Here is a 20472-nt window from a genome sequence, read left to right as displayed (position 1 = left end):
TCGCTTACTGGATGATTGTTATGCAGTAAGTGATAGATGTAGAATATTATTAATACTCAATCCTATCTTATTATTTCCTACTTAGCGTTTAACGCTCGCTTTACCACTTTCTCTCAACATCCTGTCATCATACACACGATTCAACTCTTCGTTATTTATTGTGACAACTTGATTCCGGTCACGTAATACACAAAGTTGTTGCGCTTCTGCCGGTTGGGATTAGCTATTAAGCTTAAGAACACAGTAGGATATACTTTATGTACCTTCCTAGAAAAGCAGGTCTGCCTATGTCTGATACTACCCATACTGATCCGTTTGCGGATCGCGAAGCCGATAACTACGATAACCCGATCCCAAGTCGTGAATATATTTTAGAATTCCTCACCAAAGCCAATGTACCCATGAACCGTAACGATCTGTTCGCCGCCCTTGAATTATCGGGTGAGGATCATTACGAAGGTCTACGTCGTCGCCTCAGAGCGATGGAGAGAGATGGCCAATTGGTGTTTACGCGTCGTCAATGTTACGCCCTACCAGAAAAACTGGAAATGATTAAAGGCCATGTCATTGGTCATAAAGATGGCCATGGCTGGGTTCGCCCAGAAGGTGGTCTAAACAAAGAAAACGACATTTTACTGCCACACCATCAAATGCGTACCCTTATTCATGGTGATTTCGTATTAGTGCAACCAACTGGCACCGATAAAAGAGGCCGAAAAGAAGGGCGTTTAGTGCGTATCCTTGAAGCTCGTAATGCACAAATTGTCGGGCGTTTTTTCCTTGAGCAAGGTTATTCGTATGTGGTTCCGGATGACTCGCGCATCCATAAAGATATTTTAATCCCAACCGAACACCGCGAAGGCGCTCGGATGGGCAATGTTGTGGTGATTGAAGTAACCGATCGTGGCACTCGTACCCGAGGCATGATGGGTAAGGTTGTAGAAGTACTAGGTGAAAGTATGGCACCGGGTATGGAGACTCAAATCGCTATTCGCACCCATCAAATTCCCCATGAATGGCCTGATGAAGTCTTAAAGCAAGTCAGTGGACTAAAAGAAGAAGTCCCTGAAGAAGCCAAACAAGGTCGAGTCGATTTACGTCAATTGCCTTTAGTGACCATTGATGGTGAAGATGCTCGTGACTTTGATGATGCTGTGTATTGTGAAGCCAGAAAAGAGGGGGGCTGGCATCTATGGGTGGCCATTGCTGACGTGAGTTATTATGTTCGTCCTGGTAGCGCGTTGGATAAAGAGGCGACCAATCGTGGTAACTCCGTGTATTTCCCATCGCAAGTGGTCCCCATGTTGCCGGAAGTTTTATCTAACGGACTGTGCTCGCTCAACCCACAAGTCGATCGGTTATGTATGGTGTGTGAGATGACCATCTCCGATAGCGGCAAACTTATCGATTACCAGCATTATGAAGCGGTAATGAGTTCTCATGCTCGACTCACCTACACCAAAGTTAACGATATTTTGCAGGGTGATGAAGAACTGCGTGAGCGCTATCAAGCGGTTGTGCCTCATCTTGAGCAGTTACATAACATGTATCAGGTGCTGAAAACCGCTCGTGATCAACGTGGCGCAATTGAATTTGAAACGGTAGAAACCAAATTCATCTTTAACGCTCAACGTAAGATCGAAAGCATTGAGCCTGTGATCCGTAACGATGCTCATAAGCTGATTGAAGAGTGTATGATCCTCGCTAATATCGCCTCAGCATCGCTAGTCGAAAAAGCCAAGGAAGCCGCTCTGTTCCGAGTGCATGAGCCACCGGGTGAAGAACGCCTAATGGGCTTTAGAGACTTCTTGGGCGAACTAGGACTCGACTTGAGTGGTGGACTGGAGCCATCGCCAACCGATTACGCCAATCTAATGAAACAAATCGGTGAACGTGCAGATAAAGAGCTGATTCAAACCATGCTACTGCGCTCAATGAAGCAAGCGGTTTATAACCCCCATAACGCAGGTCACTTTGGTCTAGCATTAAAACGTTATGCCCATTTTACTTCACCGATCCGCCGTTATCCGGATTTACTTTTACACCGCGCAATCAAATATTTGATTGCTAAAGAACATCATCAGACCCAAGATCGCTGGACACCAACCGGAGGCTATCACTACTCGTTTGAAGAGATGGACTTTTATGGACAACAGTGTTCAATGACTGAACGCCGCGCCGATGATGCAACACGAGAAGTATCAGACTGGCTAAAGTGCGAGTATATGCAAGATCATGTTGGGGAAGAGCTCGATGGTGTGATAGCCAATGTGACTGGATTTGGTTTCTTTGTACGACTCACTGAATTACATATCGATGGCTTGGTGCACATCTCTAATTTGGCTAATGATTATTATCAGTTTGACCCTATCGGCCAACGTTTGATTGGTGAGTCATTCGGTCATATTTATCGCTTGGGTGATGCAGTTAAAGTGAAGGTGTTATCAGTCAATTTAGATGATAGACAAATTGACTTTGAATTAGTTGAAACAAGTCGTAAGCTACGCGGCGAAGGTAAAACGGCCAAAAAGCGGGCGGTTGAAGCGCAAGCAAAAGCCAAGAGTAAAAAAGCGGGCACGCGTGGTGGCAAAGCTGTTCCAATGGTTGAGCCAACCAAGCGTCCAGATAAATCAGAGAGCGCAGACTCAGCGAAAAGTAAACGCGCTAAGTCTGATAAAGCCAGTAAAGCGAAATCTCGTTCTAAAACGGCAAAGAGCCGAGCAAAAACGAAATAGGTAAGTAATGAGTAATGAACTGATTTACGGCATTCATTCGGTTAATGCTGTGATGCAGCGTGAGCCGGCCCGTATCATTGAAGTGTATGTTTTGAAAGGTCGTCAAGATGATCGGCTACTTCCGCTATTGAATGAATTGCAGCGTTTAGGGCTATCAATTCAGGAGATGGGGCGTAAGGCACTGGATGACAAAGCTCAAGGAGCTAATCACCAAGGGTTGATAGCTAAAGTCAAGCCAGCTAAAGCCTTAAACGAACATGATCTAGACGCAATATTAAGTCAGCATCAACAACCACTTCTGCTGGTGCTGGATGGCGTGACCGATCCGCATAACTTAGGTGCGTGTTTGCGTAATGCTGATGCTGCTGGTGTGGCGGCGGTGATTGTACCTAAAGATCGTTCAGCACCGATGACAGCCACGGTAAGTAAGGTCGCTTGTGGTGCAGCAGAAACCGTCCCTTTAGTACGTGTGACTAACTTAGCGCGCACGATGCGTGCTCTACAAGAGCAAGGGGTTTGGTTTGTTGGCACGGCTGGCGAGGCGACCCATGATCTTTATCAAAGCAAATTGACTGGACCTTTAGCGATCGTGATGGGAGCAGAAGGAGACGGCATGCGCCGTTTAACTCGTGATACTTGTGATGACCTAATCAAAATCCCAATGGCTGGCAGTGTTTCCAGTTTAAATGTCTCAGTCGCGACCGGGATTTGTTTATTTGAAGCGGTGCGTCAACGCAATAACATTTAATGTTTATACCGATGCTATCGTTAAGAAACCTAGGTCTACTAACCTAGGTTTCTTGTTTCTCGCCTCATTCGTTTATTTTTCCAACACCCCCTTGCAAGTCAATCTGTGATCTGTATAATGCACCCCCACTGGTTAAGCCAGTTGTGAACCAATGAGCAGCGAGGAGCAAGCTTGTGGTAACACAGGTGAGGTAACGTATACTCAGCTTATGTTCGCAGTTAATAGGATTAGCTTTAGTTAATTTAATTAGCTGACAATGTGCCCAATCGGGGTACTACGGTTTCACATAAATCAATCGACATTCACCCGCCATGGCAGGTTCGAATGGCGATATTGTTTGTGTAATTTTTATTTATTGGAGCTCTGTCTCATGCAGAACCAACGCATCCGTATCCGCCTTAAAGCTTTCGATTACAAACTAATCGATGCTTCTACAGCGGAAATCGTTGAAACAGCTAAGCGTACCGGCGCACAGGTTCGTGGTCCAATTCCACTGCCTACTCGTAAAGAGCGTTTCACTGTTCTTATCTCTCCACACGTAAACAAAGATGCACGTGACCAGTACGAAATTCGTACTCACAAGCGTCTGATCGACATCGTTGAACCAACTGACAAGACTGTTGATGCTCTTATGCGTCTTGATCTTGCTGCTGGTGTTGATGTTCAAATCAGCCTAGGTTAAGGGAGATTAGAAGAATGATTGGTCTAGTCGGACGTAAAGTGGGTATGACCCGCGTATTTACTGAAGAAGGCGTTTCTATCCCAGTAACTGTTGTTGAGGTTGAAGCGAACCGTGTTTCTCAAGTGAAAACTCTTGAGACTGACGGCTATGCTGCTATCCAAGTAACAGCTGGAACTAAGAAAGCTAACCGCGTAACTAAGCCAGAAGCTGGTCACTTTGCGAAAGCAGGTGTAGAAGCTGGTCGCGGTCTTTGGGAATTCCGTTTAGAAAACGGCGAAGAGTTCGAAGTTGGTGCTGAACTGACTGTTGAATTGTTCAACGAAATTAAGAAAGTAGACGTTACTGGTACATCAAAAGGTAAAGGCTTCCAAGGTGCTGTTAAGCGCTGGAACTTCCGTACCCAAGATATGACTCACGGTAACTCTTTGTCTCACCGTGCTCCTGGTTCAATTGGCCAATGTCAAACCCCAGGTCGCGTATTTAAAGGCAAAAAAATGGCAGGTCACATGGGTGCTGAGCGTGTAACGACTCAAAACCTAGAGATCGTACGTGTTGACGCTGAGCGCAATCTGCTTCTTATTAAAGGTGCAGTCCCAGGTGCAACTGGCGCTAACGTGATCGTCAAACCAGCTATTAAAGCATAACGTCTAGGAGTAAGTAATGGAATTGATGGTTAAAGGTGCTAACGCACTAACTGTTTCCGAAACTACTTTCGGACGTGAGTTCAACGAAGCTCTTGTACATCAAGTAGTTGTTGCGTATGCAGCAGGTGCTCGTCAAGGTACTCGTGCTCAAAAGACACGTTCAGAAGTTTCTGGCGGTGGCGCTAAGCCATGGCGTCAAAAAGGTACTGGCCGTGCACGTGCTGGTACAATCCGTAGCCCAATCTGGCGTACAGGTGGTGTTACTTTTGCTGCGAAACCACAAGATCACAGCGTTAAAGTAAACAAAAAAATGTACCGCGGCGCTATGAAAAGCATTCTTTCTGAGCTAGTTCGTCAAGAGCGTTTAATCGTTGTTGATAACTTCTCGGTTGAAGCACCAAAAACGAAAGAACTAGCAGCAAAGTTGAAAGAACTTGAGCTAAATGACGTTCTTATCGTGACTGGCGAAGTAGACGAGAATCTATTCTTAGCTGCTCGTAACCTATACAAAGTTGACGTGCGTGATGTTACTGGTATCGATCCTGTAAGCCTAATCGCATTTGACAAGGTTCTAATGACTGCTGCTGCAGTTAAGCAAGTTGAGGAGATGCTGGCATGATCCGTGAAGAGCGTCTACTAAAAGTTCTACGTGCACCGCACATCTCTGAAAAAGCCACTATGGCAGCTGAAAAAGCGAACACTATCGTTTTTAAAGTTGCTAAAGATGCGACTAAAAAAGAGATCAAAGCAGCTGTAGAAAAGCTATTTGAAGTTGAAGTTAAGTCTGTAAATACTCTTATTCTTAAGGGTAAGACCAAACGTCAAGGTCTACGCCAAGGTCGCCGCAGCGACGTTAAAAAAGCGTATGTGACTTTGAAAGAAGGTCAAGATCTTGACTTCGTTGGCGGCGCGGAATAACAGGAGTAGTTGAATAATGGCTATTGTTAAATGTAAGCCGACTTCCCCTGGTCGTCGTCACGTCGTTAAAGTTGTTAACGCAGACCTCCACAAGGGTAAGCCATACGCACCTCTTCTAGAGAAAAACTCTAAGAATGGTGGTCGTAACAACAACGGTCGTATTACAGTACGTCATATCGGTGGTGGTCATAAGCAACACTATCGTTTGATTGACTTCAAACGTACTAAAGACGGTATCCCAGCGAAAGTTGAGCGTCTAGAATACGATCCAAACCGTAGCGCAAACATCGCTCTAGTTCTGTACGCAGACGGTGAGCGTCGCTACATCATTGCACCTAAAGGTCTCCAAGCTGGTGATACTATCCAGTCTGGTGTTGATGCGCCAATCAAAGCAGGTAACACTCTGCCATTGCGCAACATCCCTGTTGGTTCAACGATTCATAACGTTGAATTAACACCTGGTAAAGGTGCACAGCTAGCTCGTTCTGCTGGTGCGTATGCTCAACTTGTCGCTCGCGACGGTGCATACGTTACTATCCGTCTACGTTCTGGCGAAATGCGCAAAGTACTTTCTGAAGGCCGTGCAACAATCGGTGAAGTTGGTAACTCTGAGCACATGCTACGTGAGCTTGGTAAAGCGGGTGCTTCACGCTGGCGCGGCGTACGTCCAACCGTACGTGGTGTAGTAATGAACCCTGTTGATCACCCACATGGTGGTGGTGAAGGCCGTACTTCTGGTGGTCGTCATCCTGTATCTCCATGGGGCGTACCAACGAAAGGCTACAAAACTCGTAGTAACAAACGCACTGACAAGTACATCGTACGTCGTCGTAATAAGTAATCTATTTAAAGAGGAATCGCCATGCCACGTTCTCTCAAGAAAGGTCCATTTATTGACCTACACTTGCTGAAGAAGGTAGAGAAAGCGGTGGAAAGCGGAGACAAAAAGCCTATTAAGACTTGGTCCCGTCGTTCAATGATCATTCCAACAATGATCGGTTTGACCATCGCTGTCCATAATGGTCGTCAACACGTTCCAGTTTTTGTAACTGACGAGATGATCGGTCACAAACTGGGTGAATTTGCCCCAACTCGCACTTACCGTGGCCATGCTGCGGATAAGAAAGCCAAGAAGCGTTAAGGAGTAGATGATGGAAGCATTCGCTAAACATAACTTTGCTCGCATTTCGCCTCAGAAAGCTCGCTTAGTTGCAGATCAAATTCGTGGTAAGTCAGTTGACCAAGCTCTAGAAACGCTAACGTTCAGCAACAAAAAAGCAGCTGAACTGATTAAGAAGGTTCTAGAGTCAGCAATCGCTAACGCGGAGCACAACGAAGGTGCTGACATTGACGATCTACGTGTCGCTAAAATCTTCGTAGATGAGGGCCCAACCATGAAGCGTATTATGCCTCGTGCAAAAGGTCGTGCGGATCGTATCTTGAAGCGTTCAAGCCACATCACTATTGTTGTCGCAGACCGCTAAGAGACTAGGAGAGTAAGCAATGGGTCAGAAAGTACATCCTAATGGTATTCGTCTAGGCATCGTTAAGCCTTGGAATGCTACATGGTTTGCTAATACCAAAGATTTCGCTGACAACCTAGACGGCGACTTCAAGGTACGTCAATACCTCACTAAGGAATTGGCAAAAGCGTCTCTATCACGCATCGTTATCGAGCGTCCTGCTAAGAGTATTCGTGTGACTATTCACACTGCTCGTCCAGGCGTGGTTATCGGTAAGAAAGGTGAAGACGTTGAGAAGCTACGCGCAGCAGTAGCGAAGATTGCAGGTGTACCAGCTCAGATCAATATTTCTGAAGTACGTAAACCTGAGCTAGACGGCCAGCTAGTGGCTGATAGCATCGCGTCTCAACTAGAGCGTCGTGTTATGTTCCGTCGTGCTATGAAGCGCGCGGTACAAAACGCTATGCGTCTAGGCGCTAAAGGTATCAAAGTGGAAGTAAGTGGCCGTTTAGGCGGCGCTGAAATTGCACGTTCTGAGTGGTATCGTGAAGGCCGTGTGCCTCTACATACACTACGTGCTGACATTGATTACGCAACTTCTTCGGCTCACACTACCTATGGTGTGATTGGTGTTAAAGTCTGGATCTTCAAAGGTGAAATCCTAGGCGGTATGCCAGCTGCTAACGCAGTAGAGCCAAAGGCTGACAAGCCTAAGAAGCAGCGCAAAGGCCGTAAGTAAGGAGTCGACAGATGCTACAACCTAAACGTACCAAGTTCCGTAAGGTTCACACAGGTCGTAACCGTGGTCTAGCAAAAGGTACTGAAGTAAGCTTCGGCACCTTTGGTTTGAAAGCTGTAGGCCGTGGTCGTCTAACTGCTCGTCAAATCGAAGCGGCACGTCGTGCTATGACACGTCACATTAAGCGTCAAGGTAAAATCTGGATCCGTGTGTTCCCAGACAAACCAATCACAGAAAAACCACTTGAAGTTCGTCAAGGTAAGGGTAAAGGTAACGTTGAGTACTGGGTAGCCCAAATCCAACCTGGCAAGGTGATGTACGAAGTTGATGGTGTACCTGAAGAATTGGCTCGTGAAGCGTTCCGCCTAGCGGCACGTAAACTGCCATTCAAGACTACATTTGTAACTAAGCAGGTGATGTGATGAAAGCACAAGATCTACGCGAGAAAAACGTTGAAGAGCTTAATGCAGAGCTACTAGGTTTGTTGAAAGAGCAGTTCAACTTGCGCATGCAAGCAGCGACTGGTCAACTACAGCAAACTCATACTCTGAAAGCTGTCCGTCGTGATATCGCACGTGTGAAAACTGTTTTGACTGAGAAGGCAGGCGCATAATGAGCGATAAAATTCGTACCCAACAAGGTCGTGTTATCAGTGACAAGATGGACAAATCTATCGTTGTTGCTATCGAACGTTTCGTGAAGCACCCAATTTACGGTAAATTCGTTCGTCGCACGACTAAAGTACACGCACATGATGAAAACAACGAGTGTGGCGCAGGCGATACCGTTGAAATCCGTGAGTGTCGTCCACTGTCTAAGACTAAGTCTTGGACTTTGGTAAAAGTAGTAGAAAAAGCGAAAATTTAATTGAGCTTTTAATGCGAATACAGCGGCCCCGATTATTTTTGGGGCCGCTTGTTTTTTGACTACCCAATCACAAAAAAGGGTGGTACAATTCGCGTCCCTTTAAAGAGGCAGCCCGACCCGAGATGGGTCTAGTTTTTTTAATATTTAGCGGAGCACTAACATGATCCAAATGCAAAGTATGCTGGACGCAGCTGATAACTCAGGCGCTCGCAGCGTAATGTGTATTAAGGTTCTGGGTGGCTCTCACCGTCGTTACGCCCATGTTGGCGACATCATCAAAGTTACTGTGAAAGAAGCAATTCCTCGCGGTAAAGTGAAAAAAGGTGATGTATTGAAGGCGGTGGTAGTTCGCACCCGTAAAGGCGTACGTCGTCCAGACGGTTCTGTCATTCGCTTCGACCGTAATGCTTGCGTATTGCTAAACAACAATACCGAGCAACCAATCGGTACACGTATCTTTGGTCCAGTGACTCGTGAGCTTCGTAACGCGAAATTCATGAAGATTGTGTCACTAGCACCTGAAGTTCTGTAAGGAGCGGCAAAAAATGGCAGCTAAAATCCGTCGTAATGACGAAGTGATCGTTCTTGCTGGGAAAGACAAAGGCAAGAAAGGTAAAGTAACTAAGGTTCTAACAACTGGTAAAGTTATCGTTGAAGGTATCAATCTAGTTAAGAAACATCAAAAGCCAGTTCCTGCGCTTGGTATCCAAGGTGGTATCGTAGAGCAAGAAGCAGCGATTGATGCATCTAACATTGCTATCTTTAATGCAGCAACCGGTAAAGCGGACCGTATCGGTTTCCGTTTCGAAGATGGTAAGAAAGTTCGTTTCTTTAAGTCTAACAACGAAATCGTTTCTAACTAATAGAGTAATTTGGAGTTCTACTATGGCGAAACTGCATGATTACTACAAGTCGTCTGTAGTCGCTGAACTGGCCAAACAGTTCGGTTACACAAGCGTCATGCAAGTCCCTAGAATTGAGAAAATCACCCTCAATATGGGCGTTGGTGAAGCAATCAACGATAAGAAACTACTAGAAAACGCAGCTTCTGATATGGCGACCATCTCTGGTCAAAAGCCACTTATCACTAAAGCGCGCAAATCTGTAGCTGGTTTCAAAATCCGTGAAGGCTACCCAATTGGTTGTAAAGTAACCTTGCGTGGCGAGCGCATGTGGGATTTCTTAGAGCGTTTGATTTTTATCGCTCTACCACGTGTACGAGATTTCCGTGGTGTTAGCGCTAAGTCTTTTGACGGACGCGGTAACTACAGCATGGGCGTTCGCGAGCAAATCATCTTTCCGGAAATCGACTACGATAAAGTCGATCGTGTACGCGGTCTTGATATCACTATCACGACGTCTGCTGGTACCGATGAGGAAGGCCGTGCTCTGCTGGCTGCCTTTAACTTCCCATTCCGTAAGTAAGGTGAAGGGTTACTGTTATGGCTAAACAATCAATGAAAGCACGTGAAGTAAAACGTGCAAAGCTAGTAGTTCAGTACGCAGAAAAGCGTGCAACACTTAAAGCTATCATCAGCGATGTAAACGCATCTGAAGAAGATCGTTGGAATGCAGTTCTTAAATTGCAATCACTTCCACGTGATTCGAGTGCATCACGTAAGCGCAACCGTTGCAACCAAACTGGTCGTCCACACGGTTTCCTACGTAAATTCGGTCTGAGCCGTATTAAAGTTCGTGAAGCTTGCATGAAAGGCGAGATTCCTGGACTTCGTAAGGCCAGCTGGTAATTGCCACTTAATCATTTGGAGTAAAGTTTATGAGCATGCAAGATCCGATTTCGGATATGCTGACCCGTATTCGTAACGGTCAGGCAGCAAACAAAGTTGCTGTTAAAATGCCTTCTTCAAAGCTTAAAGTTGCAATTGCTGCACTACTTAAAGCTGAAGGTTATATCGCAGACTTCGCTGTTGAAGGCGAAGCAAAACCTGAGCTAGAAGTTACTCTTAAGTACTTCCAAGCTAAACCAGTAATCGAGCAAATCAAGCGCGTGTCTCGTCCAGGTCTTCGTGTTTATAAGAAGAAAGACGAACTACCATCAGTGATGGGCGGTCTTGGTGTTGCTGTTGTTTCCACTTCCAAGGGTCTGATGTCAGATCGCGCTGCTCGTAAAGCAGGTCTTGGCGGTGAAATCATTTGCTACGTAGCTTAATAAATAGGAGTAGAACATGTCTCGTGTTGCTAAAGCACCTGTCGCTATTCCAGCTGGCGTAGAGGTGAAACTAAACGGCCAAGAGATCACGGTTAAAGGTCCTAAAGGTGAGCTATCTCGTGTAGTTCATACTGGCGTCGTGATCGCACAGGAAGAAAACAACCTAACGTTCGGTCCTCGTGAGGGAATCGCAAACGCTTGGGCTCAAGCAGGTACTGCTCGTGCACTAGTGAACAATATGGTTGTTGGTGTTACTGAAGGCTTTACTAAGAAGCTCGTTCTTAAGGGTGTAGGTTACCGTGCTGCTATGAAAGGCAACGCTGTAGGTCTAACTCTAGGCTTCTCTCACCCTGTTGAGCACGAGTTGCCAGCGGGTGTTAAAGCCGAATGTCCAAGCCAAACTGAAATTGTCCTAACTGGTTGTGATAAGCAAGAAGTTGGTCAAGTTGCGGCTGACATTCGTTCTTACCGCGCGCCTGAGCCTTATAAAGGTAAAGGTATTCGTTACGCAGATGAAAATGTGCGTACTAAAGAAGCTAAGAAGAAGTAAGGTAACACTATGGATAAGAAAGCATCTCGCATCCGTCGTGCTACACGCGCACGTCGTAAGATTGCAGAACTGGGTGCAACTCGCCTAGTAGTACACCGTACTCCTCGTCACGTGTACGCTCAAGTGATTGCAGCTAATGGCTCTGAGGTTATCGCCGCAGCTTCTACTGTAGAAAAAGCGATCCGTGAGCAAGTGAAGAATACTGGTAACATCGATGCAGCAAAAGCAGTAGGTAAAACTGTTGCTGAGCGTGCGCTTGAAAAAGGCGTATCGTCAGTTGCGTTTGATCGTTCTGGTTTCCAATACCACGGTCGAGTAGCCGCGCTAGCAGAATCTGCTCGCGAAGCTGGTCTGAAATTCTAAGGTAGGGTTGGAAGATGGCTAAAGAACAACAAGTTCAAGCGAATGATTTGCAAGAAAAATTAATCGCAGTTAACCGTGTTTCTAAAACGGTTAAAGGTGGTCGAATCATGAGCTTCACTGCACTAACAGTAGTTGGTGACGGTAATGGTCGTGTAGGTTTCGGTTACGGCAAAGCACGTGAAGTACCTGCAGCGATTCAAAAAGCAATGGAAAAAGCGCGTCGTAACATGTTTACTATCGCACTTAACGAAGGCACTCTTCACCATCCAGTGAAAGGTCGCCACTCGGGCTCTAAAGTTTACATGCAGCCAGCTGCAGAAGGTACAGGTGTTATCGCCGGTGGTGCGATGCGTGCTGTACTTGAAGTTGCCGGCGTACATAACGTTCTATCTAAAGCATACGGTTCTACGAACCCTATCAACATCGTTCGTGCTACGATCGACGCTCTAGTAGATGTTAAGTCACCAGAAATGGTTGCAGCTAAACGTGGTCTAACTGTTGAAGCGATTTCGGAGTAAGAACACATGGCAACTATTAAAGTAACTCAAACTAAAAGCTCAATTGGTCGCCTACCAAAGCATAAAGCTACTTTGCGTGGTTTAGGTCTTCGTAAAATCAACCATACAGTAGAACTTGAAGATACTCCGTGTGTACGCGGTATGATCAACAAGGTTTACTACATGGTTAAAGTTGAGGAGTAATCAGAATGCATTTGAATACTCTATCGCCGGCTGAGGGTTCTAAGCCTTCTAAGAAGCGTTTAGGTCGCGGTATCGGTTCTGGCCTTGGTAAAACTGGTGGCCGTGGTCACAAAGGTCAAAAGTCACGTTCTGGCGGCGGTGTTCGTCCAGGTTTTGAAGGCGGTCAAATGCCTCTGAAACAACGTCTACCTAAGTTTGGTTTCACTTCTCGTAAGAGTCTTGTGACTGCTGAAATTCGTCTAGCTGAGCTAGCGAAAGTAACAGGTGACATTGTTGATCTAAACAGCTTGAAAGCAGCGAACCTTGTAACGAAGAATATTGAATTCGTTAAAATCGTTCTTTCTGGTGAGATCAACAAAGCAGTGACTGTTAAAGGTCTGCGCGTGACTAAAGGCGCTAAAGCTGCAATCGAAGCTGCAGGCGGTAAAATCGAGGAATAATCTCGAGGATTGAGGTACAGATGGCTAAGAAACCAGGACAAGATTTTCGTAGTGCTCAGAGCGGCTTAGGTGAGTTGAAGTCGCGCTTATTATTCGTAATTGGTGCACTTTTAGTATTCCGAGCGGGCTCTTTTGTGCCGATTCCTGGTATTGACGCTGCTGTACTTGCCGATTTGTTCGAACAGCAAAAAGGTACCATCATAGAGATGTTTAACATGTTCTCTGGTGGTGCTCTTGAGCGTGCATCTATATTAGCACTGGGCATCATGCCGTATATTTCGGCATCAATTGTTGTCCAGTTGCTAACTGTAGTTCATCCAGCGTTAGCCGAGCTCAAAAAAGAGGGTGAAGCAGGCCGTCGTAAGATAAGCCAATATACGCGCTACGGCACGCTTGTACTTGCAACATTCCAAGCTATAGGTATTGCAACAGGCTTACCAAACATGGTCAACAATCTGGTTGTTATCGACCAAACCATGTTTACCCTGATTGCGACCGTAAGTTTAGTAACCGGTACCATGTTCTTGATGTGGTTAGGTGAACAAATTACAGAGCGAGGGATTGGGAATGGTATCTCCATTCTTATATTTGCAGGTATTGTTGCTGGATTGCCTTCGGCAATAGGACATACTATCGAGCAAGCGCGTCAAGGTGAACTGCATGTGCTTCTTTTGTTGTTGATTGCGGTATTAGCTTTTGCTGTGATTTACTTTGTTGTTTTCATGGAGCGTGGTCAGCGTCGTATCGTTGTCAACTACGCAAAGCGTCAACAAGGTCGTAAAGTTTTTGCAGCGCAAAGTACTCACTTGCCATTAAAGATAAATATGGCTGGTGTTATACCTGCAATTTTTGCATCAAGCATTATTTTGTTCCCAGGAACACTCGCTCAGTGGTTTGGTCAAAATGGTGAGAGCCAATGGTTCGGCTGGTTAACAGACGTTTCATTAGCGCTTAGCCCTGGTCAGCCATTGTATGTAATGCTTTATGCTGCAGCGATTATTTTCTTCTGTTTCTTTTATACAGCGTTGGTTTTCAACCCACGTGAAACAGCAGATAACCTGAAGAAGTCAGGTGCATTCGTACCCGGTATCCGCCCAGGCGAACAGACAGCAAGATACATTGATAAAGTAATGACTCGTTTAACCCTAGCTGGTGCGTTATACATTACCTTTATCTGTCTGATCCCTGAGTTCATGATGGTCGCGTGGAACGTACGTTTCTACTTCGGCGGTACATCATTACTGATTGTAGTAGTGGTTATTATGGACTTTATGGCACAGGTACAGACTCATTTGATGTCAAATCAATATGACTCTGTGTTGAAAAAGGCAAATTTAAAAGGCTATGGCCGTTAATACGGTCGCCATTTAAGTTAGATTTACGGAGTTTAGCAATGAAAGTTCGTGCTTCCGTTAAAAAAATCTGCCGTAACTGTAAAGTTATCAAGCGTAACGGTGTCGTTCGCGTGATTTGCAGTGAGCCAAAGCACAAGCAGCGCCAAGGCTAATAAGCAGAAATTTTTACTTGAAAATTAAAGGGTGGTCGAGTATATTTCTCGGCCTACCTTTTGCGTGCAAAAGAAGTAGTATCCCGCAGCGTATCCTCGACGGGCTTTGCTGCGGATAATTCTTTTATAGAAAGTACTAGGAGTGAATAGTGGCCCGTATAGCAGGCATTAACATTCCTGATCAAAAGCATGCTGTGATCGCATTAACTGCAATCTACGGCATCGGTAAAACCCGTTCAAAAGCTATCCTAGCTGACGTGGGTATTGCTGAAAGTGTTAAGATCAGTGAACTAACTGAAGAGCAGATCGATCAACTGCGTGATGGTGTAGCTAAATACACTGTAGAGGGTGATCTTCGTCGTGAAGTTTCCATGAACATCAAGCGTCTTATGGACCTTGGTTGCTATCGTGGTCTTCGTCATCGTCGCAGTCTACCACTACGTGGACAGCGTACTAAAACCAACGCTCGCACCCGTAAGGGTCCGCGTAAGCCGATCAAGAAATAATCGGGAAGGGTAGAGTACAATGGCTAAACAACCAACTCGCGCACGTAAGCGTGTACGCAAGCAAGTTGCTGATGGCGTAGCGCATATCCACGCATCTTTCAACAACACAATCGTAACCATCACTGACCGTCAAGGTAACGCACTAGCTTGGGCTACTGCTGGTGGTTCAGGTTTCCGCGGTTCTCGTAAATCAACACCGTTTGCTGCACAGGTTGCTGCTGAACGTTGTGCTGAAATGGCTAAAGAATATGGCCTAAAGAACCTAGAGGTTATGGTTAAGGGTCCAGGTCCAGGTCGTGAATCTACAGTTCGCGCACTGAATGCTGCTGGTTTCCGTATCACAAACATCGTTGATGCGACACCAATCCCTCATAACGGTTGTCGTCCACCTAAGAAACGTCGCGTTTAACGTTTCTGGGAACATTGGAGAAAGATCATGGCAAGATATTTGGGTCCTAAGCTGAAGCTTAGCCGCCGCGAAGGTACTGACTTGTTCCTTAAGTCAGGCGTTCGTGCGATTGATACCAAGTGTAAAATTGATAACGCACCAGGTGTACACGGCGCTCGTCGCGGTCGTCTATCTGAGTATGGCGTTCAGCTTCGTGAGAAGCAAAAAGTTCGTCGTATCTATGGCGTTCTAGAAAAACAATTCCGTAACTACTACAAAGAAGCTGCGCGCCTAAAAGGCAACACGGGTGAAAACCTACTTCAGCTTCTTGAAGGCCGTTTGGACAACGTAGTTTACCGTATGGGTTTTGGTGCAACTCGCGCTGAAGCACGTCAATTGGTTAGCCATAAAGCTATCCTAGTAAACGGTAGCGTTGTAAACGTACCTTCTTTCAATGTTGCGGCTAACGACGTTGTTGCAATCCGTGAGAAAGCGAAAAAGCAATCTCGCATTAAAGCAGCTCTAGAAGTTGCAGAACAACGCGAAAAACCAACTTGGATTGAAGTAGATGCAAGCCAGATGGAAGGTACATTCAAGCGTTTGCCTGAACGTTCAGACCTATCTGCTGACATCAACGAACAATTGATCGTCGAGCTTTACTCTAAGTAAGGTTTAAACTAAAGAGAGGACACAATGCAGGGTTCTGTAACAGAATTTCTTAAGCCACGTCTTGTTGATATCGAACAGGTCAGCACGACACACGCAAAAGTAACTCTTGAGCCATTAGAGCGTGGTTTCGGCCATACTCTTGGTAATGCACTTCGCCGAATTCTTTTATCATCTATGCCGGGTTGTGCCGTAACAGAGGTAGAAATTGAAGGCGTACTTCATGAGTACAGTACCAAAGAAGGTGTACAGGAAGATATCCTTGAGATTCTTCTTAATCTGAAAGGACTGGCTGTTCGCTTAGGCGAAAACAAAGATGAAGTGTTCATTACATTAAACAAATCAGGCTCGGGCCCTGTGGTTGCAGGTGACATCACCCATGATGGTGATGTAGAGATCGTAAACCCTGAACACGTTATTTGTCATCTGACTGATGACAATGCTGAGATCGCTATGCGCATCAAAGTAGAACGTGGACGTGGTTATGTTCCTGCTTCTGCTCGTATTCATACTGAAGAAGATGAACGTCCAATCGGTCGTTTGCTTGTCGATGCAACATTCAGCCCAGTAGACAAAATTGCCTACTCTGTTGATGCTGCTCGTGTTGAGCAACGTACTGACTTAGACAAGCTCGTCATCGATATGGAAACGAACGGTACTCTAGAACCTGAGGAAGCTATCCGCCGTGCAGCAACAATTCTTGCTGAACAGTTGGATGCGTTCGTAGATCTTCGTGATGTACGCGTTCCTGAGGAGAAGGAAGAGAAGCCAGAATTCGATCCGATCCTACTGCGTCCTGTAGACGATCTTGAACTAACAGTTCGCTCTGCTAACTGTTTGAAAGCAGAAGCGATTCACTACATCGGTGATCTAGTACAGCGCACTGAGGTTGAGCTACTGAAAACGCCTAACCTTGGTAAGAAATCTCTTACTGAGATTAAAGACGTGCTTGCATCACGTGGCCTTTCTCTGGGTATGCGCCTAGAAAACTGGCCGCCAGCGTCAATCGCTGAAGATTAATCGATATTAGTTAGAAGGATTTGGTCATGCGCCATCGTAAGAGTGGTCGTCAACTCAACCGCAACAGCAGTCATCGCAAAGCGATGTTCAGCAACATGGCTAGCTCTTTAGTACGTCATGAAGTTATCAAGACTACTTTGCCAAAAGCGAAAGAGCTGCGTCGCGTCGTTGAGCCTTTGATTACACTAGCTAAGACTGACAGTGTTGCTAACCGTCGTCTTGCATTTGCACGTACTCGTGATAACGAAGTTGTTGCAAAACTATTTAACGAATTAGGTCCACGTTTTGCTGCACGTCAAGGTGGCTACACTCGTATTCTTAAGTGTGGTTTCCGTGCTGGCGATAAAGCTCCAATGGCTTACATTGAGCTTGTTGACCGCCCAGAAGTAGCTGTTGAAGCTGCTGCTGAGTAATCAGTTCGCGAATAAAAGGCCGAGCATTAGCTCGGCTTTTTTATTGCATTGTGATTAATAATTAATCGACAGATCTACTTACCATACAAGACAATTTTATTCTTTTATTTCTTGGCTGTTTTGCCTTTTATTCCGTGATCGACATTCTTATCTTTATTGCCACATACTTTGCAACGCACCAACTAAACTGCTTCCAGCCCCCTGACTTGTTAAATATTGAATAATAATTGGTGTAAATTGTGCGATCATATTGGCATCCAAACCTAATTGATTGAAGACATTCGTTACGTCTTTAAGATGAGTCATCGCTGATGGTGAAACGTTGGTTGTTGATAAGCCTAATTGAGTCAGTTGCCCAAGGTTAGGGATCACGGTGTTAAGTTCAGTTTGATTCTGCTGTGGTAATTGATTATTAGCGAGAGCTAATAATGCTGCAACTCCTCCTCCCGCTTGTTGATCTGAGATTGGGAGTTGGTTTTTTACTTGGTTAATCAGTGTGGTATGTTGCTTGGTTTCCAATAAGCCACTACCAACTAATGTTGCTAGACCTTGATTTGACTGTTCACCAAGTTTGAGGAAGGCCATGCTGGGTGCGCTACTAAGTAACGTTGAGAGCAGTAATGTATTAAGTAAAGTGTGGTTCATAATGCGATTGGTCCCTAAATCATTATTGATGTCAACTTATGACCATCAATGGATGCTACATTTTTAAACAGTGTAGCAAATGCACGATGAATGATTTACCCCTGATGACTAATCTCAGAAAATTCGTATAAAAAAAGCGGTGCATTGCACCGCTTAACAATAGCGTATTAATGATGATTAAAGAATATCAAGCAATTCTACTTCAAACACGAGTGCGGCAAAGGGTGGAATTGCTGCGCCAGCGCCGCGTTCACCATAAGCGAGATCGTGTGGAATATACAGTTTCCACTTCGATCCCACTGGCATCAACTGTAATGCTTCTACCCAGCCTTTGATAACACCAGTCACTGGGAATTCAGCAGGTTGGCCACGAGAAACAGAGCTATCGAAAACGGTACCATCCGTCAGTTCACCATGATAATGGACACGGACAGATTTATCAGAAGTTGGAATTTCACCAGAACCTTGAGTGATCACTTCATACTGTAAGCCTGAGTCAAGCACGGTAACTTCTGAGCGTAGAGCGTTATCTTTAAGGAATGTTTCACCTTCTGCAGCGGCAACTTTAGCGGCAGCTTGCATCGCCTCTTCAGCGCGCATATGCATGGCTTGTAAGGCTTGGTTAATTTCATCGATTTCGATTGCTGGCATATCACCGACAAGCGCTGTCGCGATACCTGCAGCAATCGCATCCACATTTAGCCCTTCAAGACCACTTCCCGCTAGTTGCTGGCCCATTTGTAGACCAATGCCGTAGCTGGCTTTTTGTTCTACAGTTTCAAATTTTACGTCAGACATACACGTCACTCTTTGTCACAAAAATAAAGCCCACAGAATACCAGCTTCAGCGCTATGATGAAATGTTTGGCGAGCATTCATGTTATAAAGGTGCCAAGGTGTGATTCAGATCGAGACTTCGAGCTTTAATCTTCAAGATTGTGTCAACCTTTGGTTGAAGCAGGGTCATGCTCTATACTCTTAGAGCATGAATTTTTATACTGTACCAAGTCAATGAAGGGCGGATAAAAATGAATCGTCGACACAGAAAAAAGCAACAAACATCTTCTTCTCTGAAGCAGATGGCACGGCAATTTTTGCAGCAGTGGGCGGCTATTGATTGGCGATCTTATGCTAAGCGGCTTACTCAGCATCCTATCTGGCAGAGTATAAAAGCATTTTGGGCACAGCTCCCTGTTTATCATCAACGAGCGTTAATGGTTTTGATTCCTTTATTTGTCTTGTTGTTGATTTACCCTTTCTCATCTAAAGAAGATGCTCCAACTCGTGTTTCTGCGCCAGCGAGCACTCGAGTATCCATTCCGGTGAATACCCAAGGGCTAAGTGAGCAACGTGTCGAACAAGCCACAACGGTCACAACTCTGGCTGCTCCTCAGGAAAAGATTTGGCAAGAATATATCGTTAAACAAGGTGATACCTTGTCGCAAGTGTTTAGAAGCAATCAGTTACCCTTAGCTGATCTCAACGCATTAGTGAGGATTGAAGGTAGTGATAAGCCCTTGAGTCAAATACAGCAAGGGCAACGAATCCGTTTTAAGCTGGCCGCAGATGGGCAACTGGATATTTTGCAGTTAGAACGTAATAATCAATCAGTAATGTTTTTCCGACTATCGGATGGTGGTTTCGGACGCAGCCAGTAATTAGGAGCGATAAACACGCTATTTTTCTAACCGCATATCAATATGAGGAATACCATCTTCTAAGTAGACGGCCGAGGTCGGTTGAAAGCCATATCCTTGATAAAAACTCGCCAAATAATGTTGTGCGCCGATTTCTATGTCCTTATCTGGCCATTGATGTTGGCACTCGGCCAATGCTTGTTCTAGTAATTGACGTCCGAGGCCGTTACCCCTAGCTTGCTGTTGAGTGGCGACTCGGCCAATGCTGACTGAAGGATAACTGATTCCAGGAGCCAGCAGTCTCGCATAAGCAATCAAGGACTGATCTTGATAGCCTAATAAATGCCATACGCCAGGTTGAACGTCTTTACTATCGAGCTCTGGGTAAGCGCAGGCTTGTTCGACGACAAATACATCCACTCGTAGTTTGAGTAATTCATACAGTTGGTGAGTGGTTAAACCTGTAAAGGGAAGGCATTGCCAAGTGATCATCGTAATTTTCCTTTAAAAATGAAAAGATGACTGTAGCAAGCTTAAGAATAGGATTCATTAACAAAGGTTAAAGTTGACGAAGAATTTCACCTCTATCTCCTCCCTAATTGAAGCTGCAGGGAGGGGAGGTCGCCAATGACAGAGTCTGTCTATGCTCATGGGGATGAATTCACTTACT

34 protein-coding genes are annotated in these 20472 nt (G+C 45.4%); 31 read left to right on the top strand and 3 right to left on the bottom strand.

Going from position 1 to position 20472, the window contains the following annotated elements:
• Positions 1-287 precede the first annotated feature (287 nt).
• From rnr to rplQ, 30 genes are all read left to right on the top strand, one after another.
• Entirely contained in the window at positions 288-2735 is a 2448-nt protein-coding gene (rnr, locus tag BSR11_RS11145) for a ribonuclease R (RefSeq protein ID WP_072670614.1), read from the top strand.
• 7 nt (positions 2736-2742) lie between these two features.
• Positions 2743-3483 (top strand): 23S rRNA (guanosine(2251)-2'-O)-methyltransferase RlmB, encoded by a 741-nt coding sequence (gene rlmB / locus BSR11_RS11140; protein ID WP_072670435.1) that lies wholly within the window; start codon positions 2743-2745, stop codon positions 3481-3483.
• 370 nt (positions 3484-3853) lie between these two features.
• Positions 3854-4165 (top strand): 30S ribosomal protein S10, encoded by a 312-nt coding sequence (gene rpsJ, locus BSR11_RS11135; protein ID WP_001181007.1) that lies wholly within the window; start codon positions 3854-3856, stop codon positions 4163-4165.
• Positions 4166-4179: 14 nt separating this feature from the next.
• Positions 4180-4809 carry a 50S ribosomal protein L3 gene (gene rplC / locus BSR11_RS11130; protein ID WP_004394520.1) on the top strand — a complete coding sequence of 210 codons (630 nt, stop codon included), beginning with the start codon at positions 4180-4182 and terminating at the stop codon, positions 4807-4809.
• Positions 4810-4825: 16 nt separating this feature from the next.
• Positions 4826-5428, top strand: coding sequence for a 50S ribosomal protein L4 (gene rplD / locus BSR11_RS11125; RefSeq protein ID WP_004394521.1), 603 nt, complete (start codon positions 4826-4828; stop codon positions 5426-5428).
• Entirely contained in the window at positions 5425-5727 is a 303-nt protein-coding gene (gene rplW / locus BSR11_RS11120) for a 50S ribosomal protein L23 (protein ID WP_004394523.1), read from the top strand. Before rplD ends, rplW begins: the two co-directional genes overlap by 4 nt.
• A gap of 16 nt (positions 5728-5743) precedes the next feature.
• Positions 5744-6568: a 50S ribosomal protein L2 gene (rplB, locus tag BSR11_RS11115; RefSeq protein WP_004394524.1), complete on the top strand. Its 825-nt coding sequence runs from the start codon at positions 5744-5746 to the stop codon at positions 6566-6568.
• 21 nt (positions 6569-6589) lie between these two features.
• On the top strand, positions 6590-6868 hold the full coding sequence (gene rpsS, locus BSR11_RS11110; RefSeq protein WP_004394525.1) for a 30S ribosomal protein S19: 279 nt from the start codon (positions 6590-6592) through the stop codon (positions 6866-6868).
• 10 nt (positions 6869-6878) lie between these two features.
• Positions 6879-7211: a 50S ribosomal protein L22 gene (rplV, locus tag BSR11_RS11105; protein WP_004394526.1), complete on the top strand. Its 333-nt coding sequence runs from the start codon at positions 6879-6881 to the stop codon at positions 7209-7211.
• Between the two features lie 19 nt (positions 7212-7230).
• Positions 7231-7929 (top strand): 30S ribosomal protein S3, encoded by a 699-nt coding sequence (gene rpsC / locus BSR11_RS11100; protein ID WP_004394527.1) that lies wholly within the window; start codon positions 7231-7233, stop codon positions 7927-7929.
• Between the two features lie 11 nt (positions 7930-7940).
• Positions 7941-8351, top strand: coding sequence for a 50S ribosomal protein L16 (gene rplP, locus BSR11_RS11095; protein ID WP_004394529.1), 411 nt, complete (start codon positions 7941-7943; stop codon positions 8349-8351).
• Positions 8351-8542 (top strand): 50S ribosomal protein L29, encoded by a 192-nt coding sequence (rpmC, locus tag BSR11_RS11090; RefSeq protein ID WP_072670434.1) that lies wholly within the window; start codon positions 8351-8353, stop codon positions 8540-8542. Before rplP ends, rpmC begins: the two co-directional genes overlap by 1 nt.
• Positions 8542-8796: a 30S ribosomal protein S17 gene (gene rpsQ, locus BSR11_RS11085; RefSeq protein WP_072670433.1), complete on the top strand. Its 255-nt coding sequence runs from the start codon at positions 8542-8544 to the stop codon at positions 8794-8796. Before rpmC ends, rpsQ begins: the two co-directional genes overlap by 1 nt.
• Positions 8797-8956: 160 nt before the next feature.
• A complete protein-coding gene (rplN, locus tag BSR11_RS11080) occupies positions 8957-9328 on the top strand; it encodes a 50S ribosomal protein L14 (RefSeq protein WP_004394532.1) in 372 nt (123 codons plus the stop codon).
• A 13-nt stretch (positions 9329-9341) separates the two neighbouring features.
• A complete protein-coding gene (gene rplX, locus BSR11_RS11075) occupies positions 9342-9659 on the top strand; it encodes a 50S ribosomal protein L24 (protein WP_004394533.1) in 318 nt (105 codons plus the stop codon).
• 22 nt (positions 9660-9681) lie between these two features.
• The gene (rplE, locus tag BSR11_RS11070) at positions 9682-10221 is read left to right on the top strand and encodes a 50S ribosomal protein L5 (protein WP_004394534.1); all 540 of its coding nucleotides are present in this window, start codon (positions 9682-9684) and stop codon (positions 10219-10221) included.
• Between the two features lie 17 nt (positions 10222-10238).
• Positions 10239-10544, top strand: coding sequence for a 30S ribosomal protein S14 (gene rpsN, locus BSR11_RS11065; RefSeq protein WP_004394535.1), 306 nt, complete (start codon positions 10239-10241; stop codon positions 10542-10544).
• Positions 10545-10573: 29 nt separating this feature from the next.
• Positions 10574-10966: a 30S ribosomal protein S8 gene (gene rpsH / locus BSR11_RS11060; RefSeq protein ID WP_004394536.1), complete on the top strand. Its 393-nt coding sequence runs from the start codon at positions 10574-10576 to the stop codon at positions 10964-10966.
• 16 nt (positions 10967-10982) lie between these two features.
• A complete protein-coding gene (gene rplF, locus BSR11_RS11055) occupies positions 10983-11516 on the top strand; it encodes a 50S ribosomal protein L6 (RefSeq protein WP_004394537.1) in 534 nt (177 codons plus the stop codon).
• Positions 11517-11525: 9 nt separating this feature from the next.
• Positions 11526-11879, top strand: coding sequence for a 50S ribosomal protein L18 (rplR, locus tag BSR11_RS11050; RefSeq protein ID WP_004394538.1), 354 nt, complete (start codon positions 11526-11528; stop codon positions 11877-11879).
• Positions 11880-11893: 14 nt separating this feature from the next.
• A complete protein-coding gene (gene rpsE / locus BSR11_RS11045; RefSeq protein ID WP_004394539.1) occupies positions 11894-12397 on the top strand; it encodes a 30S ribosomal protein S5 in 504 nt (167 codons plus the stop codon).
• A 6-nt stretch (positions 12398-12403) separates the two neighbouring features.
• Positions 12404-12580 (top strand): 50S ribosomal protein L30, encoded by a 177-nt coding sequence (gene rpmD / locus BSR11_RS11040; RefSeq protein WP_000201159.1) that lies wholly within the window; start codon positions 12404-12406, stop codon positions 12578-12580.
• 5 nt (positions 12581-12585) lie between these two features.
• Positions 12586-13020, top strand: coding sequence for a 50S ribosomal protein L15 (gene rplO, locus BSR11_RS11035; protein ID WP_072670432.1), 435 nt, complete (start codon positions 12586-12588; stop codon positions 13018-13020).
• A 20-nt stretch (positions 13021-13040) separates the two neighbouring features.
• Positions 13041-14375 carry a preprotein translocase subunit SecY gene (secY, locus tag BSR11_RS11030; RefSeq protein WP_004394541.1) on the top strand — a complete coding sequence of 445 codons (1335 nt, stop codon included), beginning with the start codon at positions 13041-13043 and terminating at the stop codon, positions 14373-14375.
• 38 nt (positions 14376-14413) lie between these two features.
• The gene (rpmJ, locus tag BSR11_RS11025) at positions 14414-14527 is read left to right on the top strand and encodes a 50S ribosomal protein L36 (protein WP_000868186.1); all 114 of its coding nucleotides are present in this window, start codon (positions 14414-14416) and stop codon (positions 14525-14527) included.
• Positions 14528-14676: 149 nt separating this feature from the next.
• A complete protein-coding gene (gene rpsM, locus BSR11_RS11020) occupies positions 14677-15033 on the top strand; it encodes a 30S ribosomal protein S13 (protein WP_004394544.1) in 357 nt (118 codons plus the stop codon).
• Positions 15034-15052: 19 nt separating this feature from the next.
• Positions 15053-15442 (top strand): 30S ribosomal protein S11, encoded by a 390-nt coding sequence (rpsK, locus tag BSR11_RS11015; protein ID WP_001118870.1) that lies wholly within the window; start codon positions 15053-15055, stop codon positions 15440-15442.
• A gap of 27 nt (positions 15443-15469) precedes the next feature.
• Positions 15470-16090: a 30S ribosomal protein S4 gene (gene rpsD, locus BSR11_RS11010; protein ID WP_072670431.1), complete on the top strand. Its 621-nt coding sequence runs from the start codon at positions 15470-15472 to the stop codon at positions 16088-16090.
• 24 nt (positions 16091-16114) lie between these two features.
• Positions 16115-17107, top strand: a complete 993-nt coding sequence (locus BSR11_RS11005; protein ID WP_004394549.1) for a DNA-directed RNA polymerase subunit alpha — start codon at positions 16115-16117, stop codon at positions 17105-17107.
• A gap of 26 nt (positions 17108-17133) precedes the next feature.
• The gene (gene rplQ, locus BSR11_RS11000; RefSeq protein ID WP_001216361.1) at positions 17134-17520 is read left to right on the top strand and encodes a 50S ribosomal protein L17; all 387 of its coding nucleotides are present in this window, start codon (positions 17134-17136) and stop codon (positions 17518-17520) included.
• A gap of 153 nt (positions 17521-17673) precedes the next feature.
• On the opposite strand, the gene BSR11_RS10995 is transcribed toward rplQ, so the two are convergent.
• Together BSR11_RS10995 and bamJ are read right to left on the bottom strand one after the other, a co-directional pair.
• Positions 17674-18165 (bottom strand): DUF2780 domain-containing protein, encoded by a 492-nt coding sequence (locus tag BSR11_RS10995; protein WP_072670430.1) that lies wholly within the window; start codon positions 18163-18165, stop codon positions 17674-17676.
• 177 nt (positions 18166-18342) lie between these two features.
• A complete protein-coding gene (gene bamJ / locus BSR11_RS10990; protein WP_072670429.1) occupies positions 18343-18963 on the bottom strand; it encodes a BamJ family beta-barrel-assembly machinery protein in 621 nt (206 codons plus the stop codon).
• Positions 18964-19193: 230 nt separating this feature from the next.
• Between bamJ and BSR11_RS10985 the strand changes: the two genes are divergently transcribed.
• Entirely contained in the window at positions 19194-19823 is a 630-nt protein-coding gene (locus tag BSR11_RS10985) for a LysM-like peptidoglycan-binding domain-containing protein (protein WP_072670428.1), read from the top strand.
• Positions 19824-19841: 18 nt separating this feature from the next.
• Here BSR11_RS10985 and BSR11_RS10980 read toward each other — a convergent pair whose 3' ends face one another.
• On the bottom strand, positions 19842-20294 hold the full coding sequence (locus tag BSR11_RS10980) for a GNAT family N-acetyltransferase (RefSeq protein WP_072670427.1): 453 nt from the start codon (positions 20292-20294) through the stop codon (positions 19842-19844).
• Positions 20295-20472: the final 178 nt, after the last annotated feature.

Source organism: Vibrio injensis (assembly GCF_001895205.1).
Lineage (GTDB): Bacteria > Pseudomonadota > Gammaproteobacteria > Enterobacterales > Vibrionaceae > Vibrio > Vibrio injensis.
This window is presented reverse-complemented; position numbering and strand designations above follow the sequence as displayed.

Coding starts and splice junctions, on each gene's coding strand:
- rnr (WP_072670614.1), top strand. CDS start 288: ATGTCTGATACTACCCATACTGATCCGTTTGCGGATCGCGAAGCCGAT.
- rlmB (WP_072670435.1), top strand. CDS start 2,743: ATGAGTAATGAACTGATTTACGGCATTCATTCGGTTAATGCTGTGATG.
- rpsJ (WP_001181007.1), top strand. CDS start 3,854: ATGCAGAACCAACGCATCCGTATCCGCCTTAAAGCTTTCGATTACAAA.
- rplC (WP_004394520.1), top strand. CDS start 4,180: ATGATTGGTCTAGTCGGACGTAAAGTGGGTATGACCCGCGTATTTACT.
- rplD (WP_004394521.1), top strand. CDS start 4,826: ATGGAATTGATGGTTAAAGGTGCTAACGCACTAACTGTTTCCGAAACT.
- rplW (WP_004394523.1), top strand. CDS start 5,425: ATGATCCGTGAAGAGCGTCTACTAAAAGTTCTACGTGCACCGCACATC.
- rplB (WP_004394524.1), top strand. CDS start 5,744: ATGGCTATTGTTAAATGTAAGCCGACTTCCCCTGGTCGTCGTCACGTC.
- rpsS (WP_004394525.1), top strand. CDS start 6,590: ATGCCACGTTCTCTCAAGAAAGGTCCATTTATTGACCTACACTTGCTG.
- rplV (WP_004394526.1), top strand. CDS start 6,879: ATGGAAGCATTCGCTAAACATAACTTTGCTCGCATTTCGCCTCAGAAA.
- rpsC (WP_004394527.1), top strand. CDS start 7,231: ATGGGTCAGAAAGTACATCCTAATGGTATTCGTCTAGGCATCGTTAAG.
- rplP (WP_004394529.1), top strand. CDS start 7,941: ATGCTACAACCTAAACGTACCAAGTTCCGTAAGGTTCACACAGGTCGT.
- rpmC (WP_072670434.1), top strand. CDS start 8,351: ATGAAAGCACAAGATCTACGCGAGAAAAACGTTGAAGAGCTTAATGCA.
- rpsQ (WP_072670433.1), top strand. CDS start 8,542: ATGAGCGATAAAATTCGTACCCAACAAGGTCGTGTTATCAGTGACAAG.
- rplN (WP_004394532.1), top strand. CDS start 8,957: ATGATCCAAATGCAAAGTATGCTGGACGCAGCTGATAACTCAGGCGCT.
- rplX (WP_004394533.1), top strand. CDS start 9,342: ATGGCAGCTAAAATCCGTCGTAATGACGAAGTGATCGTTCTTGCTGGG.
- rplE (WP_004394534.1), top strand. CDS start 9,682: ATGGCGAAACTGCATGATTACTACAAGTCGTCTGTAGTCGCTGAACTG.
- rpsN (WP_004394535.1), top strand. CDS start 10,239: ATGGCTAAACAATCAATGAAAGCACGTGAAGTAAAACGTGCAAAGCTA.
- rpsH (WP_004394536.1), top strand. CDS start 10,574: ATGAGCATGCAAGATCCGATTTCGGATATGCTGACCCGTATTCGTAAC.
- rplF (WP_004394537.1), top strand. CDS start 10,983: ATGTCTCGTGTTGCTAAAGCACCTGTCGCTATTCCAGCTGGCGTAGAG.
- rplR (WP_004394538.1), top strand. CDS start 11,526: ATGGATAAGAAAGCATCTCGCATCCGTCGTGCTACACGCGCACGTCGT.
- rpsE (WP_004394539.1), top strand. CDS start 11,894: ATGGCTAAAGAACAACAAGTTCAAGCGAATGATTTGCAAGAAAAATTA.
- rpmD (WP_000201159.1), top strand. CDS start 12,404: ATGGCAACTATTAAAGTAACTCAAACTAAAAGCTCAATTGGTCGCCTA.
- rplO (WP_072670432.1), top strand. CDS start 12,586: ATGCATTTGAATACTCTATCGCCGGCTGAGGGTTCTAAGCCTTCTAAG.
- secY (WP_004394541.1), top strand. CDS start 13,041: ATGGCTAAGAAACCAGGACAAGATTTTCGTAGTGCTCAGAGCGGCTTA.
- rpmJ (WP_000868186.1), top strand. CDS start 14,414: ATGAAAGTTCGTGCTTCCGTTAAAAAAATCTGCCGTAACTGTAAAGTT.
- rpsK (WP_001118870.1), top strand. CDS start 15,053: ATGGCTAAACAACCAACTCGCGCACGTAAGCGTGTACGCAAGCAAGTT.
- rpsD (WP_072670431.1), top strand. CDS start 15,470: ATGGCAAGATATTTGGGTCCTAAGCTGAAGCTTAGCCGCCGCGAAGGT.
- BSR11_RS11005 (WP_004394549.1), top strand. CDS start 16,115: ATGCAGGGTTCTGTAACAGAATTTCTTAAGCCACGTCTTGTTGATATC.
- rplQ (WP_001216361.1), top strand. CDS start 17,134: ATGCGCCATCGTAAGAGTGGTCGTCAACTCAACCGCAACAGCAGTCAT.
- BSR11_RS10995 (WP_072670430.1), bottom strand. CDS start 18,165: ATGAACCACACTTTACTTAATACATTACTGCTCTCAACGTTACTTAGT.
- bamJ (WP_072670429.1), bottom strand. CDS start 18,963: ATGTCTGACGTAAAATTTGAAACTGTAGAACAAAAAGCCAGCTACGGC.
- BSR11_RS10985 (WP_072670428.1), top strand. CDS start 19,194: ATGAATCGTCGACACAGAAAAAAGCAACAAACATCTTCTTCTCTGAAG.
- BSR11_RS10980 (WP_072670427.1), bottom strand. CDS start 20,294: ATGATCACTTGGCAATGCCTTCCCTTTACAGGTTTAACCACTCACCAA.